The sequence below is a fragment of the Collinsella sp. SGI.095 genome (assembly GCF_050314535.1).
Lineage (GTDB): Bacteria > Actinomycetota > Coriobacteriia > Coriobacteriales > Coriobacteriaceae > Collinsella.
On the sequence record NZ_JBNPNG010000002.1, the window covers coordinates 98,677 to 124,877 of the forward strand.

General features: G+C 61.8%; 18 protein-coding genes. 12 read left to right on the forward strand and 6 right to left on the reverse strand.

Annotation, left to right across the window (positions count from 1 at the left end):
* Positions 1-7: 7 nt before the first annotated feature.
* The 4 genes from ACQRCA_RS01330 to ACQRCA_RS01345 all read left to right on the forward strand — a co-directional run bounded on the left by ACQRCA_RS01330 (position 8) and on the right by ACQRCA_RS01345 (position 2,354).
* Positions 8-925: a hypothetical protein gene (locus tag ACQRCA_RS01330; protein WP_154515983.1), complete on the forward strand. Its 918-nt coding sequence runs from the start codon at positions 8-10 to the stop codon at positions 923-925.
* A complete protein-coding gene (gene smpB, locus ACQRCA_RS01335) occupies positions 915-1,385 on the forward strand; it encodes an SsrA-binding protein SmpB (RefSeq protein WP_006235325.1) in 471 nt (156 codons plus the stop codon). The genes ACQRCA_RS01330 and smpB overlap by 11 nt, the downstream gene beginning before the upstream one ends.
* Before the next feature lie 232 nt (positions 1,386-1,617).
* Positions 1,618-2,121 (forward strand): flavin reductase family protein, encoded by a 504-nt coding sequence (locus ACQRCA_RS01340; protein ID WP_427717758.1) that lies wholly within the window; start codon positions 1,618-1,620, stop codon positions 2,119-2,121.
* An 89-nt stretch (positions 2,122-2,210) separates the two neighbouring features.
* Positions 2,211-2,354, forward strand: a complete 144-nt coding sequence (locus ACQRCA_RS01345; protein ID WP_035137395.1) for a rubredoxin-like domain-containing protein — start codon at positions 2,211-2,213, stop codon at positions 2,352-2,354.
* A gap of 469 nt (positions 2,355-2,823) precedes the next feature.
* Here ACQRCA_RS01345 and ACQRCA_RS01350 read toward each other — a convergent pair whose 3' ends face one another.
* Complete coding sequence (locus ACQRCA_RS01350) at positions 2,824-4,080, reverse strand: Nramp family divalent metal transporter (protein ID WP_427717762.1); 1,257 nt, start codon at positions 4,078-4,080, stop codon at positions 2,824-2,826.
* 523 nt (positions 4,081-4,603) lie between these two features.
* Here ACQRCA_RS01350 and gltB point away from each other — a divergent pair.
* The 5 genes from gltB to ACQRCA_RS01375 all read left to right on the forward strand — a co-directional run bounded on the left by gltB (position 4,604) and on the right by ACQRCA_RS01375 (position 15,284).
* On the forward strand, positions 4,604-9,292 hold the full coding sequence (gltB, locus tag ACQRCA_RS01355) for a glutamate synthase large subunit (RefSeq protein WP_427717764.1): 4,689 nt from the start codon (positions 4,604-4,606) through the stop codon (positions 9,290-9,292).
* A 5-nt stretch (positions 9,293-9,297) separates the two neighbouring features.
* On the forward strand, positions 9,298-10,779 hold the full coding sequence (locus tag ACQRCA_RS01360) for a glutamate synthase subunit beta (RefSeq protein ID WP_427717767.1): 1,482 nt from the start codon (positions 9,298-9,300) through the stop codon (positions 10,777-10,779).
* A gap of 424 nt (positions 10,780-11,203) precedes the next feature.
* Entirely contained in the window at positions 11,204-11,911 is a 708-nt protein-coding gene (locus ACQRCA_RS01365; protein WP_427717769.1) for a hypothetical protein, read from the forward strand.
* Positions 11,912-12,345: 434 nt separating this feature from the next.
* Positions 12,346-13,422 carry a hypothetical protein gene (locus ACQRCA_RS01370; protein WP_427717771.1) on the forward strand — a complete coding sequence of 359 codons (1,077 nt, stop codon included), beginning with the start codon at positions 12,346-12,348 and terminating at the stop codon, positions 13,420-13,422.
* A gap of 491 nt (positions 13,423-13,913) precedes the next feature.
* Positions 13,914-15,284 carry an amidohydrolase family protein gene (locus ACQRCA_RS01375; protein ID WP_427717773.1) on the forward strand — a complete coding sequence of 457 codons (1,371 nt, stop codon included), beginning with the start codon at positions 13,914-13,916 and terminating at the stop codon, positions 15,282-15,284.
* Between the two features lie 91 nt (positions 15,285-15,375).
* Here the strand turns inward: ACQRCA_RS01375 and ACQRCA_RS01380 are convergent, their stop codons facing one another.
* The 4 genes from ACQRCA_RS01380 to ACQRCA_RS01395 all read right to left on the reverse strand — a co-directional run bounded on the left by ACQRCA_RS01380 (position 15,376) and on the right by ACQRCA_RS01395 (position 19,028).
* Positions 15,376-15,849, reverse strand: a complete 474-nt coding sequence (locus tag ACQRCA_RS01380; protein ID WP_427717775.1) for a hypothetical protein — start codon at positions 15,847-15,849, stop codon at positions 15,376-15,378.
* Positions 15,850-15,995: 146 nt separating this feature from the next.
* A complete protein-coding gene (locus tag ACQRCA_RS01385) occupies positions 15,996-16,265 on the reverse strand; it encodes a metal-sensing transcriptional repressor (RefSeq protein WP_427717778.1) in 270 nt (89 codons plus the stop codon).
* 51 nt (positions 16,266-16,316) lie between these two features.
* Positions 16,317-16,538 (reverse strand): heavy-metal-associated domain-containing protein, encoded by a 222-nt coding sequence (locus tag ACQRCA_RS01390; protein ID WP_154515953.1) that lies wholly within the window; start codon positions 16,536-16,538, stop codon positions 16,317-16,319.
* 147 nt (positions 16,539-16,685) lie between these two features.
* On the reverse strand, positions 16,686-19,028 hold the full coding sequence (locus ACQRCA_RS01395; RefSeq protein WP_427717782.1) for a heavy metal translocating P-type ATPase: 2,343 nt from the start codon (positions 19,026-19,028) through the stop codon (positions 16,686-16,688).
* A gap of 638 nt (positions 19,029-19,666) precedes the next feature.
* Between ACQRCA_RS01395 and ACQRCA_RS01400 the strand changes: the two genes are divergently transcribed.
* From ACQRCA_RS01400 to ACQRCA_RS01410, 3 genes are all read left to right on the forward strand, one after another.
* Complete coding sequence (locus tag ACQRCA_RS01400) at positions 19,667-21,823, forward strand: DEAD/DEAH box helicase (RefSeq protein WP_427717785.1); 2,157 nt, start codon at positions 19,667-19,669, stop codon at positions 21,821-21,823.
* A gap of 972 nt (positions 21,824-22,795) precedes the next feature.
* Positions 22,796-22,999: a type II toxin-antitoxin system RelB/DinJ family antitoxin gene (locus ACQRCA_RS01405; RefSeq protein WP_117734431.1), complete on the forward strand. Its 204-nt coding sequence runs from the start codon at positions 22,796-22,798 to the stop codon at positions 22,997-22,999.
* An 88-nt stretch (positions 23,000-23,087) separates the two neighbouring features.
* Positions 23,088-23,999 carry a CPBP family glutamic-type intramembrane protease gene (locus ACQRCA_RS01410; RefSeq protein WP_427717787.1) on the forward strand — a complete coding sequence of 304 codons (912 nt, stop codon included), beginning with the start codon at positions 23,088-23,090 and terminating at the stop codon, positions 23,997-23,999.
* Here ACQRCA_RS01410 and ACQRCA_RS01415 read toward each other — a convergent pair.
* Entirely contained in the window at positions 23,996-26,140 is a 2,145-nt protein-coding gene (locus tag ACQRCA_RS01415) for a YgiQ family radical SAM protein (RefSeq protein WP_427717790.1), read from the reverse strand. The two genes, ACQRCA_RS01410 and ACQRCA_RS01415, sit on opposite strands and share 4 nt — an antisense overlap.
* Between the last annotated feature and the right edge of the window lie 61 nt (positions 26,141-26,201).

Here is a 26,201-nt window from a genome sequence, read left to right on the forward strand (position 1 = left end):
AGTTGCCATGGACCTGCCTATCAGCCTACAAGACATTACGTATGCCGAGAATTACCTGGCGCAGGGAGACCTGGCCACGGCGACGCCGCTGCTGGAGCGTTTGGTGGAGCTCGCCGAGGAGTATATCGATGCCGAGTGCAAAACGGAGGAGAACCGCCAGTACTTTAGCTTCGATAGCAAGTTTGAGCGCCTGGCCTACCGCCGCGTGGAAAAGGATCCACGCGAGCTGGTGCAGGTCGAGGTGCCCTTTGATCGCCTGTACTCCGACATGGCGTTTGCCTACATCCGTCAGCAGGATTATGTGAGCGCCCGCAATGCCTTGATGCAGGCCGTGCGCTGGGACCCCATGAACTGCAACTACCGACTGGATCTGGCCGAGCTGTTCCGTGCGCTCGAGGACAAGCAGGAGTGGGCTTCGCTTTCGTTTTCGGTGCTGGAGCGTGCGAGTGACGGCAGGTGCGCCGCCCGCGCCTACGCCAACTTGGGCCAGTACTTTTTGGAGCCCGAGACCGAGAACGTCTCGGCGGCCGTGGGTTGCGCACGTCTGGCGCTGCGCTTGGCCCCTGGCGATTCACATACGACGCGCTTGCTCAGCAAGATCCATGCCACCTATCCGGATGCCGCCGACGAGAGTGATGAGCATGTGATGGGCGAGCTGGCGTTACAGGGCGTACCGACCTCGCCTTCGGCCGAGATTGCCATTTGTCTGATTATGTGTGCGACCGACGCTGCGAGCGACGGTGACAAGCAGGAGGCTACACGCCTGACGGTCCGTGCCCGCGACCTGGTGGGAGAGGAGGCATGCGCGGCGATCATTAAGCTGGTGCGCGAAAGCGATGCCGAGCTCAACGCCGAGCGCAAGGCCAAACGCGAGGCCGCGAGCGGGAAAGCCGATGACGCCGAGGAGGCCGGCGATGCCCAGTAAGCGCGAGCGCAAGCTCATCTCCAAGAATCGTTCGGCGCATCACGAATACTTTATCGACGAGACATTCGAATGCGGCATTGAGCTGAGCGGTACCGAGGTCAAGTCGATTCGCGAGCGCGCGTGCCAGATCACCGACACCTTTGCACTGATTCGCGGCGGCGAGTGCTGGCTGGTGGGTTTGCACATCCATCCCTATAGTCACGGTGGCGTGTGGAACCGTGATCCCGATCGCCGGCGCCGTCTGCTGCTGCATCGCAAGGAGATTGATTTTCTTGACGGCAAACTGCGCAACCGCGGCTATGCACTGGTGCCGCTCGAGCTCTACTTTAATACCGATGGTCGCGTTAAGCTGCTGTTGGGCCTGGGCCGTGGCAAAAAGCTCTACGACAAACGCGAGGACATGGCCAAACGTGACGTTCAGCGCGAAATCGATCGCGCGCTTAAGGAGCGTAATCGCTAAGGGTTGATATCCGGGCGGGCGGGGATGTTCATCCATCACTGTTGTCGTACTCCCGGTCTGCTCCTCGCAAGTTGCGGTGGAATAGTTCCTGTTTGTTGGGTATCCAGGCTTAAACAGGGACTTTTTCACCGCAACTGCGTGTGGCTCATTTTTCTTACCGTTCTGACACATATGTCTCATTGTGGGTATATACGTCTGCAAGGCTCAATTCCGAGTTAGGGGAGTGATCGTTTTGGATAAAACTGCGTTCTTTACGATGCCCTGCGGGCTGTATGTGGTGAGTGCCGCGGCAGATGGGTCGCGCGCCGGCTGCATTATCAACACCGCGGTGCAGGTGACGTCCACGCCGCCGCGCATTTCGGTTGCCGTGAACAAGGAAAATGTCACGTCTGGCGTTATCTCGTCTGCCAAGGCCTTTGCGCTGACCGTGATCGATCAGACGGCCGATATGCCCTACATTGGTAACTTTGGATTCCGTACCAGCAGCAACTATGACAAATTTGCCAAGTACGAGACGCGCGAGACCGCACTGGGCATGCCCTATGTTCCCGAGCATGCGGCGGCCTTGTTTAGCTGCCGTTTGATCGACACAGTGGATGTGGGCACGCATCTACTGTTTATCGGCGAGGTCGAGGATGCCGAGCGCCTGAGCGACGAGACGCCGCTCACCTACGATTACTACCATAAGGTCCTGAAGGGCAAGACGCCGCCCAAGGCGTCTTCGTACCAAGGGTAGAAATGCGGTAAAACCGCTTGCATTATATTATTAAGAATGTATACTAATAAGCAAAGTACACCAGCAGCCACGTTCGAGAGGAGAACATCATGGCCGAGGAAAAGAAGACGTACAAGTTCGTGTGCACCGTTTGCGGTTACGAGGTAGAGGTCGACACGCCCGAGCTGCCCGAGGACTACGTGTGCCCGGTGTGCGGCGTCGGTCCCGATCAGTTTGAGCTCGTCGAGGAGTAGCTCGTAGACACACGACATGCAGCAACATATAGCTCTGTCCAAGGGCCTCGGTCGGATATCCCGGCCGGGGCCCTTTTCCTCCGTCCCCAAGGGATCACGGCTGCTATTAGCCGATCCTGTCTGTTGTGAGTCCGGCCGACCTTTTGTCTTAACCTGCAACATCTAACGGCTCAAAACGGGTCTTCCTGTTACAGAACGAGACAAACCAAAACCATCATTCTCAAAATCTCAATCTATAACATTTAGGCACGTAAACCCCCTCTACTTGTTACAGATCGAGACAAAAGGTTGGGGCTGAAGAAATATCTCGATCTGTAACATCTGGGCGCGGAAATTGGGTCCACTTGTTACAGATCGAGACAAACTGAAACTATCTCTCAGAAAATCTCAATCTGTAACATCTAAGGGCTCAAAACGGCCTCACGTGTTACAGATTGAGACGTTATATCTGGACAGTCACGCCATCCCATTACATCCCCGTTAGCAGCACGATGTCGAGAATCGTCACGATGACACCGATCCCTACGAGCAACGCGTTGAGCGGGCGCGAGTTGGCGTATTTGCCCATGACGCGGGGCGAGCTGGTGAGTCGTATGAGCACAAAGACCGTAATCGGCAGCTGAAGCGACAACAGTGCCTGACTCCAAATGAGACCCTCAAAAGGATTCGGGACGATCAGGCACGCCGCCACTGCGCCGACGAAACAGGCCGCCACTCCGATCGAGGAATGTCGGTCGTGGATGTCGTATTCCTCGTCGAATATGCCCGCGGTGATGGTGCCCGCCGCCATGCCCGCCGTCACGCTACTCGATATGCCCGCAAACAGCAGCGCCACCGCAAAGATGGTCGAGCTTGCCGGGCCCAGAATGGGGGAGAGCGTGGCCGCTGCGACGGCGAGGTCGTCTACGACAATGCCGTGCGCAAAGAAGGTCGTTGCGGCCAGGATGACCATGGCCGAGTTGATTGCCCAGCCCACACCCATCGAAAAGAGCGTGTCGAAGAGCTCGTAGTGTAGGCGTTCTTCGATAACCTGCTCGCCTTGGCCTTCGAAGTGCATGGATTGGATGACCTCGGAGTGCAGGAAGAGGTTGTGGGGCATAACGACCGCGCCTAGGACACTTACGATAATCGCGACTGAGCCGGTGGGCATACTGGGTGTAATCCAGCTTGTGGCGGCTTGCGGCCAGTCGACCTTGACCAGCAGAAGCTCGGCTAAAAACGAAAGTCCCACCACGCCCACGAAGGCGATGATCCAGCGTTCGGCGCGTTTGTAGGAGCTTGTCATGAGCATGACAATCGATGCCGCCGCCACGATGATGCAGCCGGCACGTACGGGCAGGCCAAAGAGCATTTGAAGTGCGATCGCACCGCCCAGGACTTCGGCCATGGCGGTGGCGACCGTGGCTAGATACGCGCTGCCGAGTATCGCACGCCCGACGAGGCGGGGCAGGTGGCGCGTCGTGGCCTCGGCAAGACACATGCCCGTGGCGATGCCCAAGTGAGCCGCGTTGTGTTGCAGCACGATGAGCATGATCGTGGACAGCGTGACGATCCACAGCAGCGCGTAGCCAAACTGCGAGCCGGCAGCCATATTGGAGGCCCAATTGCCCGGGTCGATAAAGCCGACGGTCACGAGCAGCCCGGGGCCGATATGCCGTGCGATGTCGAGTCCGCCGTGGCCGCCGGTGCGCGGGGAGCCAAAGTGATGTTTGAGATGGTCGATCATGGTGCACTCCTGCGTGCCGTTTGTTTGACGCCGCAAAGGATACCCGTTTTAGGCTCAAAATTTGACCATGACTAACAAAATTGTTGTATTTGAATAGGGTGGTAAAAGGGGGTTGCCGAAATGTCTTGATCTGTAACAACTAGGGATGGAAATTGGGCCTAGGTGTTACAGATCGAGACAGGAAGAAATGGTCCTATGGAAAATCTCGATCCGTAACAGCTGACCGCCAAAACCGGCCCTTCATGTTACAGATTGAGACATTCGGAACCGTCTCTCGAGAACATCTCAATCTGTAACAGTTGGTCGTCGAAATTGGGTCTTCCTGTTACAGATTGAGATGTTTGAAGCGGTGAGCTTACAGGCCGAACCTGGGGCCCTCGTCGTTGCCCTTGAGGTCGGCGGTGTCCACTCGTAGGGCGTGCGTTACGCAATTGTTTCGAAACGGGCGGGAAACACAATGGGCCGGCGATGCTTCTAGTATGCCTATTCAACTGACTGTCTAAATATCTAGGGGAGGATCGCGATGCAGGCAGATTCCGCTCAGCAGCAGGGCCTTTATCGCCCCGAATTCGACCACGATGCATGTGGCATCGGCGCGCTTGCCGATATCAACGGCGAGCGCCACCACCAGATTCTGGACGATGCGCTGTCCATTCTGGTCAACTTGGAGCACCGCGGTGGCACGGGACTCGAGAAGAATACCGGCGACGGCGCCGGCATCCTGTTCCAGGTTCCGCATCACTTTTTCCGCAAAGAGGCTCAAAAGTGCGGCCAGATTCTGCCGGCAGAGGGCGACTATGGCGTGGCCATGCTGTTCTTTCCGCAAGACGACAAGGGCGTAGAGGATGCCCGCCGCGTGTTTGAGGAAGGCTGTGCCGAGGCCGGCGTGCCGCTGCTCTTTTGGCGCGAGGTGCCGGTCGACCCTCACGATCTGGGCGAGACGGCCCGCGCCTGCATGCCCACCATCCTGCAGGCCTTCCTGGGCCGTCCGGACGACACGCCCGCCGGCGATGCCTTTGAGCGTCGCCTGTACGTGTGCCGCCGTACCATCGAAAAGAAGGCCGACGCCGAGTTTGCCCTGCGCGACAAGATCTTCTATGTGTGCTCCATGAGCTCGCGCACCATCGTGTACAAGGGCATGCTGGTCGCCACGCAGATGCGCCGCTTCTTTATCGATCTCAACGACGCCGCCGTTAAGACGGCCGTGGCGCTTGTCCACTCGCGCTACTCCACCAATACCACGCCTAGCTGGGAGCGCGCACATCCCAACCGCTTTATTATCCACAACGGCGAGATCAACACCCTCAAGGGCAACGTCAACTGGATTCGCGCCCGCGAACCTAACCTGTACAGCCCCGTGCTGCAGCATGATCTTGAGCGTGTGATGCCCATCATCAACCGCGAGGGCTCCGACTCCGCGATTCTGGATAATGTGCTCGAGTTTTTGGTCATGAACGGCCGTCCGCTCACGCGTGCCGCGTCCATGTTGCTGCCCGAGCCGTGGGACCACAACGACAACCTGAGCGAGGAGCGTCGCGCCTACGATGCCTACCAGTCCATGCTCATGGAGCCCTGGGACGGCCCGGCGGCCATCGCCTTTACCGACGGCCGTACGTTGGGTGCCGCCCTTGACCGCAACGGCCTGCGCCCGGCTCGCTACTACGTGACGCGCGACGGCCGCTTTATGCTGGCAAGCGAGGTGGGCACCATCGAGGTGCGCCCCGAGAATATCCTGACAAGCGGTTGTTTGGGACCGGGCCAGATGCTCGAGGTCGATTTTGCCCGCGGCCGTGTGATCTACAATGACGAGCTGCGCGCCCGCTATGCCAAGGAAAAGCCCTACCGCGATTGGATTGCCGAGGAGACGCTGACCGTTGACGCGCTCGACAAGCCCGCCGCGGCAACGCCCGCCGAGGATGCCGAGGTGCCCGCCGCCGTGCGTATGGCTAAGCTCGGGTATCACTGGGATGATGTTGACGAGGTCGTGCGCCCCATGGCCCAGCAGGGCAAGGCCCCGCTCGCCTCGATGGGTATCGATGCGCCGCTGGCCTGCCTGTCCAAGAAGACGCGCTCGTTCTTTGACTACTTCTATCAACTGTTCGCCCAGGTCACGAACCCGCCGATCGACGCCCTGCGCGAGCATATGGTCACCTCGACCACGCTCTACCTGGGCAACCACGGCAACCTGCTCGAGGACTCTCGTACGGCCTGCCAACTGGTGCGTCTGGAGCGCCCACTGCTGAGCGAGGAGGAGTTCGACCGCATTTGCGCGATTGACCGTGTTGGCTTTAAGACCCGCCGTTTCCGTGCCGTTTACCGCCGCGATGCCGGCGAGGGCGCGCTGCAGGCTGCGCTCAAGCAGCTTGCAGAGGACGTTGAGGCTGCGGTCCGCGACGGCGTGAACATCGTGGTGTTGAGCGATCGCGCCGGAGCGGACGAGGTACCCGTGCCGTCACTGCTCGCCGTGGGCTGCGTGCACAACCACCTGATCCGCGCCGGCGTGCGTACCTTTGCCGACATCGTGGTGGAGTGTGGCGACGCCGTGTCTCCGCACGACTTTGCGGCGCTGGTGGGCTACTCCGCGAGCGGCATCTATCCGTACAACGCGCATGCGTGCATTCGCGACCTGGCGGCGCACGGCGATCTGGACGTGACAGCCGAGCAGGGCATCGCCAACTACAATAAGGCTGCGACCGCCGGCATCGTTTCCATCATGTCCAAGATGGGCATCTCCACGGTGCAGAGCTACCATTCGGCGCAGATCTTCGAGGCCGTGGGCTTTACGTCGGAGTTCGTCAACGCGTACTTCGCCGGCACGGTGAGCCGTGTGGGCGGTATGGGTGTCGAGGATGTTGAGCGCGAGCAAAACGAGCGCTACGACGCCGCGCTCGCTATCCTTAAGAGCCCGGCTCCCGATCAGCTGCCCACGCTGGGTCTGACCAAGTGGCGCCCGCTCGGCGGCGAGGATCACCTCATTGATCCGCAGACTGTCTACTTGCTGCAGACCGCCTGTCGTGAGGACAGCTACGACACCTTTAAGGAGTACAGCGCCCGCCTGCACCGCACCGGCCGTGCCGTGCGCCTGCGTGACTTGCTCGACTTTAATGCCAACGGCCGCACGCCGGTTTCGCTCGACGAGGTGGAGCCCGCGCGCAACATCGTCCGCCGCTTTAACACCGGTGCCATGTCGTACGGTTCTATCAGCAAAGAGGCGCACGAGTGCATGGCCATCGCCATGAACCGCCTGCATGGACGCTCTAACTCGGGCGAGGGCGGCGAGGATCCGCGTCGCGAGACCCCGCTGGCTAACGGTGACTCCAAGAACTCCGCTATCAAGCAGGTGGCAAGTGCGCGCTTTGGCGTAACGAGCCGCTACCTGTGCAGCGCCTTCGAGATTCAGATCAAGATGGCCCAGGGCGCCAAGCCCGGCGAGGGTGGCCACCTGCCCGGCAAGAAGGTCTACCCCTGGATCGCCGAGGTCCGTCAGTCCACGCCCGGCATCGGCCTGATCTCGCCTCCGCCGCACCACGACATCTACTCCATCGAGGACCTGGCAGAGCTGATCTTTGATCTTAAGAACGCCAACCCCGGTGCGCGCGTGTCGGTCAAGCTGGTCAGCGAGGCCGGCGTCGGCACCATCGCCACCGGTGTGGCCAAGGGTGCCGCCGACAAGATCTTGATCAGCGGCCACAATGGCGGCTCGGGTGCCGCGGCGCGCGATTCCATTTGGCACGCCGGCCTGCCGCTGGAGCTCGGCCTTGCCGAGGCTCAGCAGACGTTGCTGCAAAACGGTCTGCGCTCCCGCGTGGTGCTCGAGGCCGACGGCAAGCTCATGGACGGCACCGATGTTGCCGTCGCCTGCCTGCTGGGCGCCGAGGAGTTTGGCTTTGCGACCATGCCGCTCATCTCCATGGGCTGCCTCATGCAGCGCGACTGCCAGCAGGATACCTGCCCGGCCGGCATCGCCACGCAAAACTGTCGCCTGCGTCGCGGCTTCCGCGGCAAGCCCGAGCACGTTGAGCACTTTATGCTCTTTGTTGCCGAGCAGCTGCGTGAGGTCATGGCGAGCCTGGGCTTCCGCACCGTCGACGAGATGGTCGGCCATCCCGAGTGCCTGCGCCAGATCGAGGTACCGGGCAACCGCAAGGCCAACCTGCTTGATCTGTCGCCCGTGCTGGCGAGCGCGACCTGCGAGTTCGGTGCCCATATCCCGGGCGCCGACGGTCGCCACTTCCTGCCGCAGATGGCTGCGGACAGCGAGCTCGACAAGACGCTCGACTCCACGTTGTTCGTGCCCTATACGGCCGATGCCCGTGCGCACCTGCGTCCGATTCGGTTCCGCGCCGATATCGCCAACGTCAACCGCTGCGTGGGCACCATCCTGGGCAATGCGGTGACCAAGGCGCATCCCGAGGGCCTGCCCGCCGGCTCCATCACCATCGATTGCGATGGTTCGGCCGGTCAGAGCTTTGGCGCCTTTCTGCCGCGCGGCATTACGCTCAACGTGTGCGGCGACGCCAACGACTACTTTGGCAAGGGCCTTTCGGGCGGCGAGGTGTCGGTGCGCCCCAACCCGCATGCGACCTACAAGTTCGACGAGAACATCATCGTGGGCAACGTGGCGTTCTTTGGTGCCACGAGCGGCCGCGGCTTTATTAACGGCCTTGCCGGACAGCGCTTTGGCGTGCGTAACTCCGGTGCCACTGTGGTGGTCGAGGGCTGCGGCAACCATGGCTGCGAGTACATGACGGGCGGCCTGGCGCTTATCTTGGGCGAGGTCGGGCAGAACTTCGCCGCCGGTATGACGGGTGGCGTGGCCTATGTCTTTGACCAGTACGGCACGCTCGAGGCCCGTGTGAACCACGAGAGCGTGGAACTCAAGGCCCCGACGGCTGTCGAGCTGGCGCAGATTCGCGCGCTCATCCAGGAGCACGTGGACGCGACGCAGAGCCCGCGCGGCATTAAGCTGCTCTACAGCTTCGACTCGATGAGCAAGCACTTTGTGAAGGTCATTCCGACCGAGTACGAGCGCGTGCTGGCGATTGTCGCTGCGGCCGAGGCCGTGGGCAAGACGCATGCGCAGGCCGAGGAGTTGGCGTTTGACATCGTGACCGGCCGCGCGAGCAACGCGGATGTCGCTCGCTTTGATGTCGCGGGCGGTGCTGCGCCCGTGGCTGTCAGCTCTGTTGCTTCGACCAAGAAGGAGGCGTAAGTGCCATGGGTAAGCCCGGTGCTTTTCTTGATATCGATCGCGTGACCCACGAGCTGCGCCCCGTGGAGGAGCGCAGCCGCGATTTCGATCCGCTGTATGTGGAGCTCGACGACGATGCGCGCCGTGCCCAGGCGAGCCGCTGCATGATGTGCGGCGTGGCGTTTTGCCAGATGGGTGCGAGCTTTGGCAAGGCGCGTCCGAGTGGCTGTCCGCTGCACAACCTGATTCCCGAGTGGAACGAGCTGGTGTTTCGCGGTCGCTGGGACGAGGCGGCCGAGCGCCTGTCGCTCACCTCGCCCATGCCCGAGTTTACGAGCCGCGTGTGCCCGGCACTGTGCGAGGCTGCGTGCAACCTGGGTTCGGTCGACGGCCAGCCCACAACGATTCACGATAACGAGCGCGCGATCAGCGACCACGAATGGGCAAACGGCGGCCCGCGTCGCTTTGAGCCGGCAGGGGAGGACGCGCCCTCGGTCGCCGTGGTGGGCTCCGGCCCGGCTGGCCTGGTGGCTGCATGGGAACTTGCGCGTCGCGGTGCCCGCGTGACGGTGTTTGAGCGCGACGACCGCCCAGGCGGTCTGCTCATGTACGGCATTCCCAACATGAAGCTCGAGAAGTCCGTGGTCGAGCGCCGCGTGGCGCTCATGCGCGAGCTGGGCATTGTCTTTGAGCTGGGTACTGACGTTACGAACCCTGCGGTGGCGGCCAAGCTCAATGGTTTTGACGCCGTTGTGGTGGCTGCCGGTGCTCGTACGCCCCGCGGTCTTTTGGCTACGAATGTGGATGCCCCGGGCGTGGTGTATGCCGTGGACTACCTGACGGCTTCGACCGTCTCGGTGCTCGATGGCGGTGAGCCCGCGGTGAACGCGCGCGGCCTGGACGTTGTGGTCATTGGCGGCGGCGATACCGGCAACGACTGCGTGGGTACCGCGGTGCGCCAGGGTGCACGCAGTGTGCGTCAGTTTGAGTTCTTGCCGGCCGCGCCCGATAAGCGTGCGGCGAGCAATTCCTGGCCGCAGTGGCCCAACGTTAAGAAGACCGACTACGGTCAGCAGGAGGCTATCGCTGCCATGGGCGGCGAGATGCGTGCTTGGGGCGTGGATACGCTCGAGGTATTGCTGGACAAGAAGGGCGCGGCCGCGGGCCTGCGCGTGGTCGATCTGGACTGGTCGGCCGGCAAGCCCGAGCGCATTGCGGGCTCCGAGCACGAGGTGCCGGCCCAGCTGGTGCTGATCGCCTGTGGCTTTACGGGTCCGGAGCACGGCGTGTTCGACGCTGTTGACGTGCCTATTGCCACGGCGGGCCGTCCGTTGCCCGTGATGGCCTCCGAGGACTCGCATCTTGCGGCTCGCGTGGATGGCGTTGCCGCGGATGCCGCGCCGGTGTATGTGGCCGGCGATGCCCGCAACGGCAGCTCGCTCGTGGTGAGTGCCGTGGCCGATGCCCTCGCCTGCGCAGCCGAGGTCGCCGAGGCGCTGGGGCTGTAAGACAATCACGGAGTTGCTCAACAATCGAATCGGCAAGGGCTGTCCCCAACGGCCGGCATATAAGGAACGTCCCCAAGTGCCGGCAGCTGGGGACGTTCCTTACGTGCCGGCATCCGGGGACACTCCTTGCGGGTTTGCGAGCGTTTTGCTCGTTTGCCGACGTTTGGATGCCTACCCGTTGGCGTTTGCGCTCGTTGCGCTCTGCTGTTTATGTGGCGGCTTTAGTTGTTTGCGGACAGCGGCGCGGGTGATTTGTCTAGTTCTACCCGCAATTTTGTGGCAATTTGCATAATCTGCAAGTATCCCGTCAAGTGCTTGGTCAGCATCTGGTTTGCAGCTCGATGCCCATTTCGCCCGTGATGGCGGCGACCACCCGCCCTCCTCGTAAGCTCAAATTGAGGTTTATCAGTTTGAGGAGGATGCCATGGCTGATCATGTTTTGGACCGGGGACGTCTGGCCGAGGCCGTCGGTGACGATATCGCCGGCATGGCCCAGTTTTGGATGCTGCGCAAGTTTCAGTTTTTGGAGTCGGCGCGTACACAGTTCGAAGTGATAGTCGATCCATGGCTCAGCTATTGCGAGGAGCCCTCGCAAAATGAAATCATGGCCTATAACATGGCATTTACCGATTGGCTGCTGTTCGAGCGTCCCTATTACCATGGCAAGACGCTGCTTGAGCTGTATGTTGACGAGCCGCCGGCGTCGCTTTCGCCTGTCTCGCTCAGACGGCTCGAGCAGGTGCGCGGCACGCACTATTTTTCGCGCTTTGGCATTTTGGATAAGGATCCCGCGACCGGTATGGTCGCGCTGCGTGACACGCGTACCGACCGTCGCTTTGACGTCTACGATCCGCATATCGTGCAAAAGGAGCACTGGCGCGATGGCGCGATTGCGGTGCGCCTCGCGTGCGTCGACGATGTCTGGCTGACGGCGGGGCAGCTCTACCTCTACGACATTGCGCGCCTGAGCGATACGGCGGTCGACGGGCCTGGCGCCGTGCATCCTGAGGACCTAGAAGATGGCTTCGATACCTCGTGTATTAGCTTCTTCTTACGGCTGGTTCGCGACATCATGGGCGCCCAGGGGCGCTACGTAAAGTCTCTCAACATCTACGAACAGGAATGGGAGTAGGGGATGGGCAGTCGCGCCGCCGCCGCTCGTCTATTTGTCTCGGTCTGTAACGTCAAGGGACAAAAAACCGGTCCACCCGTTACAGATCGAGACGAATGCTTGGGCGTTGCTGGTTTGTCTAAATCTGTAACGTTTAGGGGTCTGGAGAACGTCTAACTGTTACAGATTGAGATGTTTGGAACCCGGCAGGGGGGATGTCTCGATCTGTAACATCTGCAGGCCAAAACTCGATCCAACTGTTACAGATCGAGATGTTTGGCACCTAGCTGGGGAAATGTCTCAATCTGTAACATCTACAGGCCAAAATTCGACCTAACTGTTACAAATCGAGACAAAGGTTGGGCGCGGTGCCGAACAATCTAAATCTGTAACAACTAGAGGCTCAAAGACTGTCTTCCTGTTACAGATCAAGACATTTGTCAGCGGAGGCAACGGTGACGATGGTCCATTTGTCTGACGTGGTGGTGATGAAAGTGTCTAATACCGTTTTCAAACACAAACATGCAGCACGTAGCACCTTGGCGCGGAATAGGATGCTTGCCAGGCTCACGGAGGCGGCTGAACAAGGCGTGCTGCTTGCGACACACGATAATGCCGAGCTCATGTGGCTGCGGCGCCATGTGGGCACAGACGATATTGCGGAGCCCGAATCGCACCTATTCTGTTTTCAGCATGAATGGGATGCGTTGACGCCGCCGGAGCGGGCTCGGTGGACCATCAAGGGGCTTGCGGAGTTTCATCCCGATTGGGCGTTTTGGGGGTATGACGCCGCGCTGATATGGGGTCTGGAGGTGTCGAATGATCTGCTCGGGCCGCGTTACTTGGTCAAGACGGGTTGTTCGGTGGCGTTGAGTACGGGATATAGGCTGCTGCGTCCGCAGACGGCGGGTGCGCTTGAGCGCGTCGACGGCGTGCGAGTGACACCGTTTTGGCGCACGGTGGAGGATTGTCTGCTGCGTGCGCCGTTTTCATATGGTCTGGCGATTGCCGATTCTGCGCTGCGGGCGAAGGGCATATCGCGCGACGACCTCTGCGAACGGCTCCAGGCCGATTGCGAGGGCAGACGCGGGTATCGCAGAGCTCAGGTGATTGCGTCGCATGCGGACGGGCTGTCCGAAAACGGTGGCGAGTCTCGGTTCCGAGCGTTCTTTATTGCATACGGTTTTCCGGTGCCTGAGTTGCAGGTGGAGTTTCGCGATCCGCTCGATTCGAGCCAGGTGTTTCGGGTCGATTATTTTTGGAGGCTCGAGGACGGGACGTGCGTGATTGGCGAGCTCGACGGAAGAGGAAAGTATACCCTGCAGGATGGTGGGGATCGGGAGTCGGTCGATCCGTTCGTAGCAGAGCGTCAGCGGGAATCTCATCTGACAATGCTCGGGCACAAGGTGCTGAGGTTCACGTTTGATGAGCTCAAGAACCCGGGGAAGCTGGCTGAAAAGATGAGGCTGGCGGGTATTTCGCAGCGGGCCAATTTGGCTGAGGGATGGAAGCGTCAGTGGTATGGGCGCTGAGGGATACGACTAACGCGGATGTGGTTGTTCCTGTCGAGTTTGTCTCGATCTGTAACAACAAGGGGCCGTTTGGCCTCGTAACTGTTACAGATCGAGACAGAAGGTTGGCTGCCGCTAAAAGATCTAAATCTGTAACATCTAGAGGCCGAAAACCCGTCTACATGTTACAGATTTAGATGTTTGAAGACAGGGCTGGAGAATATCTCGATCTGTAACATCTAACGGCCAAAATTCGACCCAATTGTTACAGATTGAGACAAAGGCTGGACGCGGTGCCGAAAGATCTCGATCTGTAACATCTGGTTACTAAAACCTGGTCTACCTGTTACAAATCAAGACGTTTTGCTGGAACGGCCGGAGCATTGCCGTGCTGTCTCCGTTTGCCCTCACATCTCTCTCGTCCCTCCGCTAACCGATATGTTCGACTTTAGTTTGCTGCATTAGGTGATAATGAACAAATGTTCATGTTAATCGTGAGGGAGGAGCTCGATATGGCGTCTGCCGATCGTTCCACGTTGTTTATCAATGCGACCGTCCTGGATGGTTCGGAGCATATGGAGCCGCAGCCCGACATGGCCGTGGCCGTTGAGCGCGGTGTCATCACGTGGATGGGGCCGAGCGCTGTTGCGCAGGCGCCTGCAGGTGCCGAGGTCCTCGACCTGGCCGGGGCGTATCTCATGCCGGGCCTCATCAATATGCATGTGCATCTGTGCGGCTCGGGCAAGCCGGTTTCGGCGGGCGATGCGGGCGCGCTGATGAAGAAGCTCGATAATCCCGTGGGGCGCGCTATCGTGCGCCATATTCTTAAGGGCAGCGCCCAACAGCAGCTGGCAAGCGGCGTGACCACGGTGCGCGGCGCGGGCGACCCGCTGTTTGCCGATCTGGCCGTGCGCGATGCTATCGACGCCGGCAAGTATCAGGGTCCGCGTTTGGTGGCGCCGGGAACGGGCGTCACGGTGCCGGGTGGCCACGGCGCGGGCTTGTTCGCCCAGGTGGCCAACAGTCCCTCCGAGGCGGCCGAACAGGTGCGCGACCTGTATGCGCGCGGTGCCGACGTCATTAAATTGTTCGTAACGGGCGGTGTGTTCGATGCGACCGAGGTGGGCGAGCCGGGCGTGCTGCGTATGCCGGTGGAGGTTGCCGCGGCGGCGTGCAAGGCAGCGCACGATATGGGCCTTCCGGTTATGGCTCATGTCGAGAGCACCGAGGGCGTGAAGGCCGCGCTCGAGGCCGGCGTCGATACGATCGAGCACGGCGCTCCGTTGACGCCCGAGATCCTGGAGCTGTACCGCGGCGCCGCGGGAACTCAGCTCGAGGGGCGTGCGCCGAGTGTGACCTGCACGATCAGCCCCGCACTGCCGTTTGTGCTGCTCGATCCGGAAAAGACTCATTCGACTGACACGCAAAAGAAGAACGGCGATATCGTGTGCTCGGGCATTATCGAGAGCGCTCGTGCGGCGCTGGAAGCCGGTATCAAGGTAGGTTTGGGTACGGATTCGAGCTGCCCGTTCGTGACCCAGTACGACATGTGGCGCGAGGTGGCCTATTTTGCCAAGTACGTGGGCGTGAGCAATGCGTTTGCGCTGCATACGGCTACGCAGGTCAATGCTGAGCTGCTGGGGCTGGGCGGCGAGACCGGTGCGATCGAGTGCGGCAAGGCTGCCGATATCCTGGTGACGCGTGAGAACCCACTCGATGACCTGTGCGCTCTGCGCGAGCCGATGCACGTGATGTGCCGTGGCGATCTGGTGCGCAAACTCAAGGTGAAGCGTATTCCCGAGGTGGACGCCGAGCTCGACACGATTATGGCCATGCCAGCCGAGGCGCTTGCCGAGGAGCTTGCCCGCGACGGCGTGGCGTAGGTGTGACGGGGGGCGGGCCCTTTGTCGCATTCAAAAAAGCCGAGGTCCCAGTGCGAGGCCTCGGCTTTTATTTTGTCCTGCGGTATGGCGGCTACGAGCGCGTCTCCATCTTGGCGTGGCACTTGGGGCAGGTGACGCGGATCTTGCCTTTGCCCTTGGGGACGGAGAGCATCTGGCCGCAGTTGGGGCACTTGAGGTATGCCGTGGTCTTGCGACCTTTCCACATCTTCTTGGCCGTGCGCTTGGCACGCTCAAAGTCTTCCTTACTGGTGCCGGCCGCGCGTGAGGTGCTGGCCGCTGCAGCGCCGCCACCCAAGCTGGCGACAAACTTGCCCAAGCCGGGGACCTTAGCCGAGCCGGCGACAAAGGCCTCGTTCTCCTTGCGACGTGCGTCGATGTTTTTGGACAGGCCGCGCAGTACGCCGATCACGATGACGGCGATGGCGATCCAACTGAGCCACTGGACGCGGGCCATCGATCCGATCATCGCGATGACGATGCCCGCAAAACCCATCACGATGGTGAGCTCGTCGGCGCCATTGCGGCCCTTCATAAAGTCATTCATGCAAATTGCCTTTCGTTCGATATGCCGCACGCCTTTATACCCGATTTAGAGCAAGGGGGACAGGTTAATCTGCACCAATGTGGTGCAAACATACCTGTCCTCGGAACATCAAGACGGTGCAAAGTGGTTTGTCCTCAATGCGCCGATTACTTAGAGAGCTTGTCGACGACGCGTTCGATCTCGGCGAGCTTCGCGGCTTTGAGGTCTTCGTCGCCCGATTCGATTGCCGAAGTCACGCAGCCCTCGATATGCGCCTTGAGTACGTCGGCGTTAATGCGCGCGAGGAGTGCCTGTGTGGCCATGAGCTGCGTGGAAATATCGACGCAGTAGCGGTCCTCCTCGACCATCCGCAGGATGCCGTCGATCTGGCCGCGCGCCGTCCTGAGCATACGGTTCACCGATTTGTGGTCTGCCATCATGGCGGGTCCTCGTTTCTGGTCGATGGGGTCGAATGCTTCTGGTAGCTGCTAGGCTGCGGTCACGGACAGGGCGTGGAACTTCTCGCCGGCGCTCTCGACGGCGGCAGCGAGCTGCTCGGCGGCCACGGTGTCGGCGCACTCCACCTGTACCGTCTGAGTCTCGTGATCGGCATCGGCGTCGGTCACGCCGGCAACGTTGAGCAGTGCCGTCTCGACAGTAGCGTCGCAGTGGCCACACATAAGGCCGGAAGTCTTAATTGTGTAACGCATGGGTATTCCTCTCTGTTATGTTGGCTTTCCCAGGCACCCGACCTTGACCTTCAAGCCGTCGCTCGCGTACCAAAGTACGCGTCGCTCCTCTTTCAGGTCAATCTCGTGCACCTGGAAAACCCGTTCTAAATGGACGTAATGGTGAGCCTATTTTGCCACTTTAGGCTTAAAGGATTTCAGGCGCAGAGCATTGGACACGACGCACACGCTCGACAGGCTCATCGCCGCGGCGCCAAACATCGGCGAGAGCTGCCAGCCGGTGAGGGGGAAGAACGCGCCCGCAGCGAGCGGAATGCCGATGCCGTTGTAGAACAGCGCCCAGAACAGGTCTTGCTTGATGTTGCGAATCGTGGCGCGCGAAAGCTCGATAGCGCGGGCGACGTCCATGAGGTCGCTGCGCATGAGTACCACATCTGCCCCTTCCTTGGCGATGTCGGCGCCGGTGCCGATAGCAAGGCCCACGTCGGAGCGCGCCAGGGCGGGGGAGTCGTTGATGCCGTCGCCCACCATGGCGACCTTGCCGCCCGCATCCTGCAGTTCGCGCACGTGGCGTTCCTTGTCGGCGGGAAGCACGTCGGCGATGACCTGCTTGCTGCTCAGTCCTACGCGGCGGGCGATTGCTTCGGCAGTGATGCGGTTGTCGCCGGTGAGCATGTGCACGTCGACGCCGAGCGAACGCAGCGCAGCGATGGCCTCGGCGCTCGTCTCCTTGACCTCGTCAGCTACGGCAATGGTGCCGACAAGCTCGCCGTTCTTGGCAAAGAACAACGGTGTCTTGCCCTCGGCGGCAAATCGCTCCGCAAGACCGGCGGGCACCCCCGCGCCCAGCTCGTTCATCAGACGCACGTTGCCGGCTGCGATGATATTCTGCCCCTCGCGCGCCGTAACGCCTCGTCCAGGCACGGCGGCAAAGTCCTCGACCATGCGCGCCACGATTCCGCGCGCCTCGCACTCGGTCATAATCGCCTCGGCCAGCGGATGCTCGCTCGAGCGCTCCAGCGCGGCAGCGAGCTTCAGTAACGCCTTTTCACTCATGGCGGGCGAGCCGTCGGCGCGCGTGGCTACCACGATATCGGTCACGGCAGGTTTGCCGCGGGTGACCGTACCCGTCTTATCGAGCACCACGGTACCCACGCCGCGCAGGTTCTCCAGCGCCTCGGCGCTCTTAAACAGAATGCCCATCTCGGCGCCCTTGCCGGTGCCCACCATAATGGCGACGGGCGTGGCTAGGCCGAGCGCGCAGGGACAACTGATCACCAGCACGGCCACGGCGGAGGTAAGTGCCTCGTTTATGCTGCCGGTCAGTGCCATCCACACCGCAAAGGTCACGGCCGAGATCACGAACACCACGGGCACGAACACGCCGGCGACCTTGTCGGCCATGCGGGCGATGGGCGCCTTGGTGGCGTTGGCGTCCTCGACGAGCTGGATGATCTTGGCGAGTGATGTCTCGGCACCAACCCGCGTGGCGCGGAAGGTAAACGAGCCGGTGCGGTTGACGGTGGCGGCGTTGACGGTGTCGCCGGCGGTCTTTTCCACGGGGATTGACTCGCCGGTGAGCGCACTCTCGTCCACGGCCGAGCTACCCTCGAGCACCACGCCGTCGACGGGGATTGACTCGCCGGGGTGCACGCGCAGGACCTGGCCGGGAAGGATGCTATCGACGTCGACGGTGGTTTCGCTGCCGTCGTCGGCAACGACGGTCGCGGTTTTAGGCGCCAGATCGATGAGCGCCTCGATGGCGCCGCCGGTTTTGGACTTACTGCGCGTCTCGAGGTATTTGCCCACGGTGACGAGCGACAGGATCGTGCCCGCGCTCTCAAAATACAGATTGTCCATGCCTGTCATCATGGCCTCGTGCACCTGAGCTGTGGCCAGCTGGTCGGCCATGATGAACATGGCGTAGAGCGACCAGGCAATGGAAGCGGTGGCGCCCACGGCAATAAGGGCATCCATGGTGGGCGCGCCGTGCGCGAGCGATTTAAACCCGTTGATAAAGTACGCGTCGTTGACGTAGACGATGGGGATGAGCAGGACAAGCTCGGTGAGGGCGAGCGTCATGCTGTGGATATGGTCGGTGAAGATGCCGGGCAGCGGCCAGCCGAGCATGTGTCCCATGCCTATGTAGAACAGTGGGATGAGGAAGACGATCGAGACGATGAGGCGGGTGTGCATGGCAGAGGCGGCGGCCTCCAGCTTTTTGGTGGGCGACTCCATATGGGCGGCGCCAGACCTGGCTTGTGCGCTGCCGTTTGAGCCGGCGGCACCGGTGCCCGTGCTGACGGGTGAGGCCGAGTAGCCCGCGCGGTCGACGGCGGTGCAGATATCGTCGGGGGAGACCTGCGCGGGGTCGTAGTCGACCATCATGGAACCGGCGAGTAGGTTGACCGCGACGCTTTGGACGCCGTCGAGCTTGCTCACGGCACGGTCCACGTGCGCCTGGCAGGCGGCGCATGTCATGCCGCCTACGTCGAACTTATCTTGAGCCATGGACTCTCCTTTCTGTGGTTCGGTGTTGGAATTGTTAACCTCTCGATACTATACACCCATACCCCCTGGGGGTGTATGGCAAAAGTTGAAATGTATGACATTCCGATACGGGGGTCGACTGCCAAGTTAGCGCACCATCCTCGCCCTTCGTCTCAATCTGTAACATCTAGTTCCGTTTTTGCCGAGTTACTGTTACAGATTGAGACAAACAATTCGGCGGTTGCTTAACATCTCGATCTGTAACATCTGGCAGGGGAAATGACCTCTATCTGCTACAGATCGAGATGTTGTTTTGCGAGGTTTTGGTTTGTCTCGATTCGTAACGTGTAGGCCTGGTTTTGCCTCGTAACTGTTACAGATTGAGACAATTGGCCCAAACCCGCTCCTCCCGCCTCGTCATCTGTGGTTTACGTGGGGGCATACGGAGTGCAGGTATACTAACCCGCGGCGAATCTGCTCCATCGCTTAGAGCTGCTGCGTCTGGACGGCGCGTGATATGGCTGCCAAAGCGATCGCCAGCGTGCTGAGCAACGTCCTCTCTGTGCGCACCCGTTTTTGTATGTACTAGCGCACTACCAAGCACGCCCGCGCGGCCGCATGCCGTGCCCCTTGCGCGTGCAGATAAGGAACAACAACATATGCGTAATTCTGTATCCGACGTCACCGACGCCGAGATCCTGGACGAGACCCGCGAGGCCATGGCCCAGGCTGCCTTCGATGCGGCCGACGAGGCCAGCGCCGCCGAGACCGTCGAGTCCGCTACCGAAAACCTGCCCGCCTTTGACGAGCTGGGTCTTTCGGACGAGATACTTCGTGCCATCGAGAACCTGGGTTACACGGCGCCGACGCCCGTGCAGGCCGGTTCGATCCCCGTGGTGCTCGAGGGCCGCGACCTGCTTGCCGCCGCTCAGACCGGCACCGGCAAGACGGCCGCCTTTTTGCTGCCGACCATGAACAATCTGGAGCACATCGCTCCTCCCAAACCTGTGCGCGAGCGCGGCGGCCGTAACCGTCGTCGCGGTGCTAAAAAGCCCGAGGGCAACGGCCGCGGCCCCGTGATGCTCGTCATCACCCCTACGCGCGAGCTCGCCCAGCAAATCGACGAGGTCGCGAGCAAGATCGCCGACGTCACCGGCCATGTTGCCGTGACCGTTGTGGGCGGCGTGAGCTACAAGCCGCAGACCGCTGCCCTCAAGTACGGCTGCGACATCCTGGTCGCAACGCCGGGCCGTCTGGTCGATCTGATCGAGCAGGGCGCTTGCCACCTGGACGAGGTCAAGGTGCTGGTGCTCGACGAAGCCGATCGCATGCTCGACATGGGCTTTTTGCCCGCCGTTCGCCGTATTGTGCGCGAGACGCCGGCCGAGCGCCAGACGCTGCTGTTCTCGGCGACCCTCGACGAGGAGGCCGTGGGCGAGATCACCGATCTGGTGAGCGACCCGGCCCGCGTGGAGATCGCGCCCGCCACATCGACCGCCGACACCGTCGACCAGTTTGTGTTCCCGGTGTCCATCGAGGCCAAGAACAACCTGCTGCCCGAGTTCCTCAAAAAGGAAGGCCCGGAGCGCACCATCGTCTTTATGCGCACCAAGCACCGTGCCGACAGCTGCTGCCGTCGTCTGGAGCGCAAGGGTATCAAGGCTGCCGCGATTCATGGCAACCGCAGCCAGGCCCAGCGCGAGCGCGCGCTTTCGGCCTTCCGCGACGGCACCGTCGACGTGCTGGTGGCAACCGATGTGCTCGCCCGCGGCATCGACATCAGCGACGTGCGCTACGTCGTGAACTTTGACGTGCCGGCCGAGCCGACCGACTACATCCACCGTATTGGCCGTACGGGCCGCGCCGGCGAGCTGGGCTGGGCCATCACGTTTGTGACCGAGCAGGACGTGGATGAGTTCTACGAGATCGAGAAGCTCATGGACAAGACCGCCGACATCTACGAGGCCGGCGACCTGCACGTGGGCCCCAATCCGCCCGCGGTTGATCCCGAGCGCGACCCTGCGGCCTTTAAGGTGAAGAAGAAGACCAAGCGCGGCAAGTCCAAGAGCAAGAAGAAGCTTGAGCAGGCGCGTCGCGACGGCAAACGCAACGGCGACGATTACGGCGATGTGGCCGGTCGTTCCAACCGTGGTCGCGATGAGCGTCGCGGCGACAGCGAGCGCCCGAGCCGTCCCAAGCGCGGCGGCAAGACCCGCGTGCGCGAGGGCATTCAGGCTCGCGTGGACGAGGCCGTGGAGAGCGTGGCCCGCGAGGTGGCTGCCGAGGAGCGTGCCGGTGCTGGTGCCGTCGAGCCGGCCCCGCGCGGCAACCGTGCCGAGCGCCGTGCCAAACAGTTCCAGGGCGAGGCACATCGCCGTCGCCGCGAGGACGAGGACCGCGGCGGTCGTCGCCGTGTTGAGCGCGAGGACGAGGGCCGTGGCTCGCGCGGCGGCAAGCGCGGCGCGGGCGACCGTCGTCGTTCCGGTCGCGATGACGAGCGCGGCGGCCGCGGCGGTGAGCGTCGCGAGGATGCTCGCGGCAATGGCGGCCGCAGTGGCGCCGGCCGTTCTGGCGAGTCGCGCGATCGTCGCGACCCGCGTGCCCGTCGAGATCGTCGCGATGACTGGCGCAACTACGACGATACCCGCGAAGAGCGTCGCGGCGGCCACCGTGGCGGTCGCGGCGGCAACCAGGCCGGCTCCCGTGGTGGCCGTGCCGGCGGTCGCGATAACCGTGGCAGCTATGGCAACAGCCGTGGCGGCAAGCGCGGCGGCAGCTCCCGTCGCCCCGGTGACGGCGGCGGCAAGCGCAAGTAACATACGCGTCGCGCGGTAAGGCGACACGAGTTTGGGCCTCGAGCAGACTATGCTCGGGGCCCTTTTAGTGGGCTCAGTATTAGTTGGGGCGAGTCTTCTTCGTGGAAACGCACGGAGACGGTCGCGGCAAGGGATACGGGCTATCGACCTAGTTGGAGATTCGCGTATGCGGGGGCCGACATCAACGCAGGGCATGAGGTTTTCTGCTGACGCGCGGCGGCTGCGGTGCCCGGGCGGACACGCCGGGGATTTCGCCCGCTGCCTGGCGCCCTTGCCGCCATCCGGCTTTCGCGCTCGCATTCTTTTGGATGCGGGCGTGTTTTTCGTGGCGCGCACGGGTCCCCCGGGGCGCGCCGTGCATTTTAGGGAGTTTTCAGCAACCCGGGGTGACTGCATACGCGCCGGAATCGTCTTTTTGAGCCAGCGGGATCCTTCGGCAGTCGATTTGGGTTGGCTGACGGCGTCCGGCGCGGCGATAACGCGCGTTTCGCGTCGCGCCGTGCCCCAAAACGACGCCAATCGCGCGGCGTCCACGATTTGCGGCACCGCCTGCGGGGGCCGCGATGCTGAAAACTCCGGTTTTTGCACGGTACAAGCGGGGGTACGTTGGGGTGGGAAGGGGCGCCCCCGTCTTTTTATGCATGGCATAAGCGAAATTATGCAAGACAATAGGGCGCCATGCGTCGGATACTCAGCCTGGGCGCGCCATACGCCGACGCTTAGGCCCTCGATATCTCGGACATCATCACGCTCTAAATACTTACCCAGCAACAAAATAATCCGTCTTTTCTCCGTCCCCATGGGACCGGGTGTGGTATTCTATCTGCCGGGTATAACTCAGGAATACCAAGTAATACCAACGCCGCAGAAACAAACTCCAGATGCGGGCCAATCGGGTTGCCTTCACAGCCCGTCGCCCAGCCGCGTGGCCCGCATCTATCCGCACTACCGTTGTTTCAAAAAGGAAGCGCCATGGCAGAACACATGACCCCGGTTGTCGCGAAGGTCTTGCCCGAGGAAAAGGCGGCCTTCGCGGCGGCAACCCAGCTCGTGGGCACCACGCCGTCCAACGCCATCCGCATGTTTATCGCCGCGTTCAATCGCTGCGGCACCTTCCCGTTCGACATTTCGCCCAACGGGGCCTTTGGCACTGCACCCGATTCTCATCAACAATGACTGTCCCAAACTGCCGGTACTTGGGGACGTTCCTTGTCTGCCGGCAGTTAAGGAACGTCCCTCAGTGCCGGGTTTTGAGGAGGTCGGCATGCTCAATGCGATGATTTGGGCGCTTGCCTGTTTTGGCGTCGTCGCTGTCGATATTGCCCTGAGCGTCGTTTTGTTCTCCGCCCTTGGCGTCGCATCGGTGTTCATGGGTTTTTCGATCGATGACCTCGACATTCAATTGCTTCAGGCCGCCGCTCAGACGGCGTCGTTTTTGATGGCGCTGCTGTGGTGGCGTTATCTGTGGCCGCGCTCGTTTATGGCGCGCTCGCAAAGCGAGCATCCGCTCAGCGGGGGAGCGCGTGGGGCGTGGAAACGCATCGCCTGCGTTATCGTGATCGGTCTTGCCCTGCAGGTGGTCGTTAGCTACGTGACCGACGCCGTGCTGTCGCTGTTGCCCGATGCCGCGGCCGACTACAGCGAGCTTGTCGAGGAAACGGGCATGGGCGATACCAGTCCTCTTGCCGTCCTGACCACGGTGCTCGGCGCGCCGTTTTGCGAAGAGCTCCTGGTGCGCGGTGTTATCTTTGAGTTTTCGCTGCGTGCGTTTAATCCCCAGTGCCGTCCGCTCTGGAAGCGCCGGCGTCGTGCGAGTGCGCAAGACGGCGCCATAGTGCCCTGGGCGGCCCCAAGCACGTGGGGTGTCGCCGCGGCGATTGTGCTGCAGGCGGCAATCTTCGGTTTTATGCACATGAATTGGGTGCAGGGTTGCTACGCGGGTGCCGCCGCCCTCATCTTTGGTTGGGTGCTCGTGACGACCGGAAAGCTCCGCTACACGATCCTGCTGCACTTTGCCTTTAATGCCGGGTCGTATCTCATGGGCCTGCTGTGGTTTGTGAACACGCCGGTCGACGTGGTGGCCACGGTTGCCATCGCCGGCGTCATCCACGTTGAGGCAATGCGCTCGCTGCGCCACGCGTGTGGTATGGATGCAGCGAGCGCACTGCTGCCTTAGTTGCGGCGACCGCCTCCGTTGGCGCCCTGACGCCCCTGAGCTGCGCGGTTGCGCCCGGCGGTGTTCTGCGCGCGCGACATGCCGCCGTGGCCCTTGCTGCCCTTGGGTCCCTTGGCCCCAGCGCCGCCAGCGCCACCGTGGGCCTTGCCGCCCTTCTTGCCGGTGCCATGTCCGCCGCCGGCAGATGTCTCGCCCGGGCGTGGCGGCACGGGGCGGATCAGGCAATGCTTGGTGTAGCCGATCAAATCGCGACGCCCGGCTTTCTCTAGCGCCTCGCGCACGAGCTTGTAGTTCTCGGGCTTGCGATACTGGATGAGCGCGCGCTGCATGGCCTTCTCGTGCGGGTCGCGCGCCACATAGATCGGCTCCATGGTGCGCGGGTCCACGCCGGTGTAGTACATGCACGTCGACATGGTGGACGGCGTGGGGTAGAAGTCCTGCACCTGCTCGGGCATGTAGCCCATGTCTCGCACGGCCTCGGCAAGGTCCACGGCTTCCTTCATCGTCGATCCGGGGTGGCTCGAGATCAGATACGGCACCACGTACTGCTTGAGTCCGTACTCGCGGTTCAAGCGTTCAAATTTACGGCAGAATGCGTCGTAGACGGCTCGGCTCGGTTTGCCCATCACGGACAGCACCGCGTCGCTCACGTGCTCGGGTGCTACGCGTAGCTGGCCCGAGACGTGGTGCTCTAGCAGCTCGCGCAAAAACTCGTCCGAGGCATCGGCCATGGTGTAGTCGAAGCGGATGCCGCTGCGGACAAAGACCTTCTTGACGCCCGGCAGCTGGCGCAGGTCGCGCAGCAGCTGGGTGTAGCCGCTCTCGTCGACCACCATGTTCTTGCACACGCTCGGCCACAGGCAGCGCTTGTTCTTGCATACGCCGTGCTTGAGCTGCTTGTCGCAGGCGGGACGGCTAAAGTTGGCCGTCGGCCCGCCCACGTCGTTGATATAGCCCTTAAACTCGGGATCGCGCGTGAGCAGCTCGGCCTCGCGCATGATCGAGTCGTGGCTGCGCATCTGCAGCACGCGACCCTGGTGGAAGGTGAGCGCGCAAAACGAGCACTCGCCAAAACAGCCGCGGTTGGAGCTAATGGAAAACTTGATCTCGGCAAAGGCCGGCACGCCGCCCGCCGCGTCGTAATCGGGATGCCAATCGCGTGCGTAGGGGAGTTCGGCCACCTCGTCCATCTCGTCGGTGGTGAGCGTCGCCGACGGCGGGTTCTGCACCACATAGACGCTGTTGGGGTAGGGCTCTACCAGGCGATGTCCGGTGATGGGGTCCATATTCTGCTGCTGCACGTTAAAACTGCGCGCGTAGTTGAGCTTGTCGGCGGTAAGGTCGTCCCAACTGGGCAGCAGGTCATAGTCGTAGACCTCGTCGAGCGAACCCGTGCGGTAGACGGTGCCGTTGATATAGGTAATCTGATCGACGGGCAGTCCCGCGTCGAGCGCGTCGGCGATCTCGACAATCGCGTGCTCGCCCATGCCGTAGATGAGGATGTCGGCGCCCGAGTCGAGCAGTACCGAGCGCTTGAGCTTGTCCTGCCAGTAGTCGTAGTGGGCCAAGCGACGCAGGCTTGCCTCGATGCCGCCGATGATGATGGGGGCGTCCTTGAATGTCTGGCGGATGAGGTTGCCGTAGACCGTGACGGCACGGTTGGGGCGGTGTCCCTCCTCGCCACCGGGGGTATAGGCGTCGGTGTGGCGGCGGTGCTTGGTCACCGAATAGTGGTTGACCATGGAGTCCATGTTGCCGGCGCTGACGAGAAAGCCCAGGCGCGGCTCGCCGAGCACGGTGATGCTGGCGGGGTCGGTCCAGTCGGGTTGGCAGATGATGCCCACCTTGTAGCCGTGCGCGTCGAGGACGCGGCTGATGATGGCCATGCCAAAGCTGGGATGGTCCACGTAGGCGTCGCCGCAGATGTAGACAAAGTCGCACTGGTCCCAGCCGCGCGCATCCATGTCGGCGCGGCTGACGGGGAGGAACTTATCGCGGCCCGGGCGCCAGGGGCGGACAAGCGCTGCCGGGGCATGCGCGGGGCGCGAGCCCTGGGCTTTGCTTCCACGCTTTTGCTGCTGGCCGCGTTGGGCATGCTTGCCGTGCTGGTTGTGCTGAGCGTCCTGGGGCTTTTTTGCCACGATTCCTCCCGGTGTTTGTATGCTGCACGTAATTGTAACCAGTCTTTTTGGGACGGGGCTA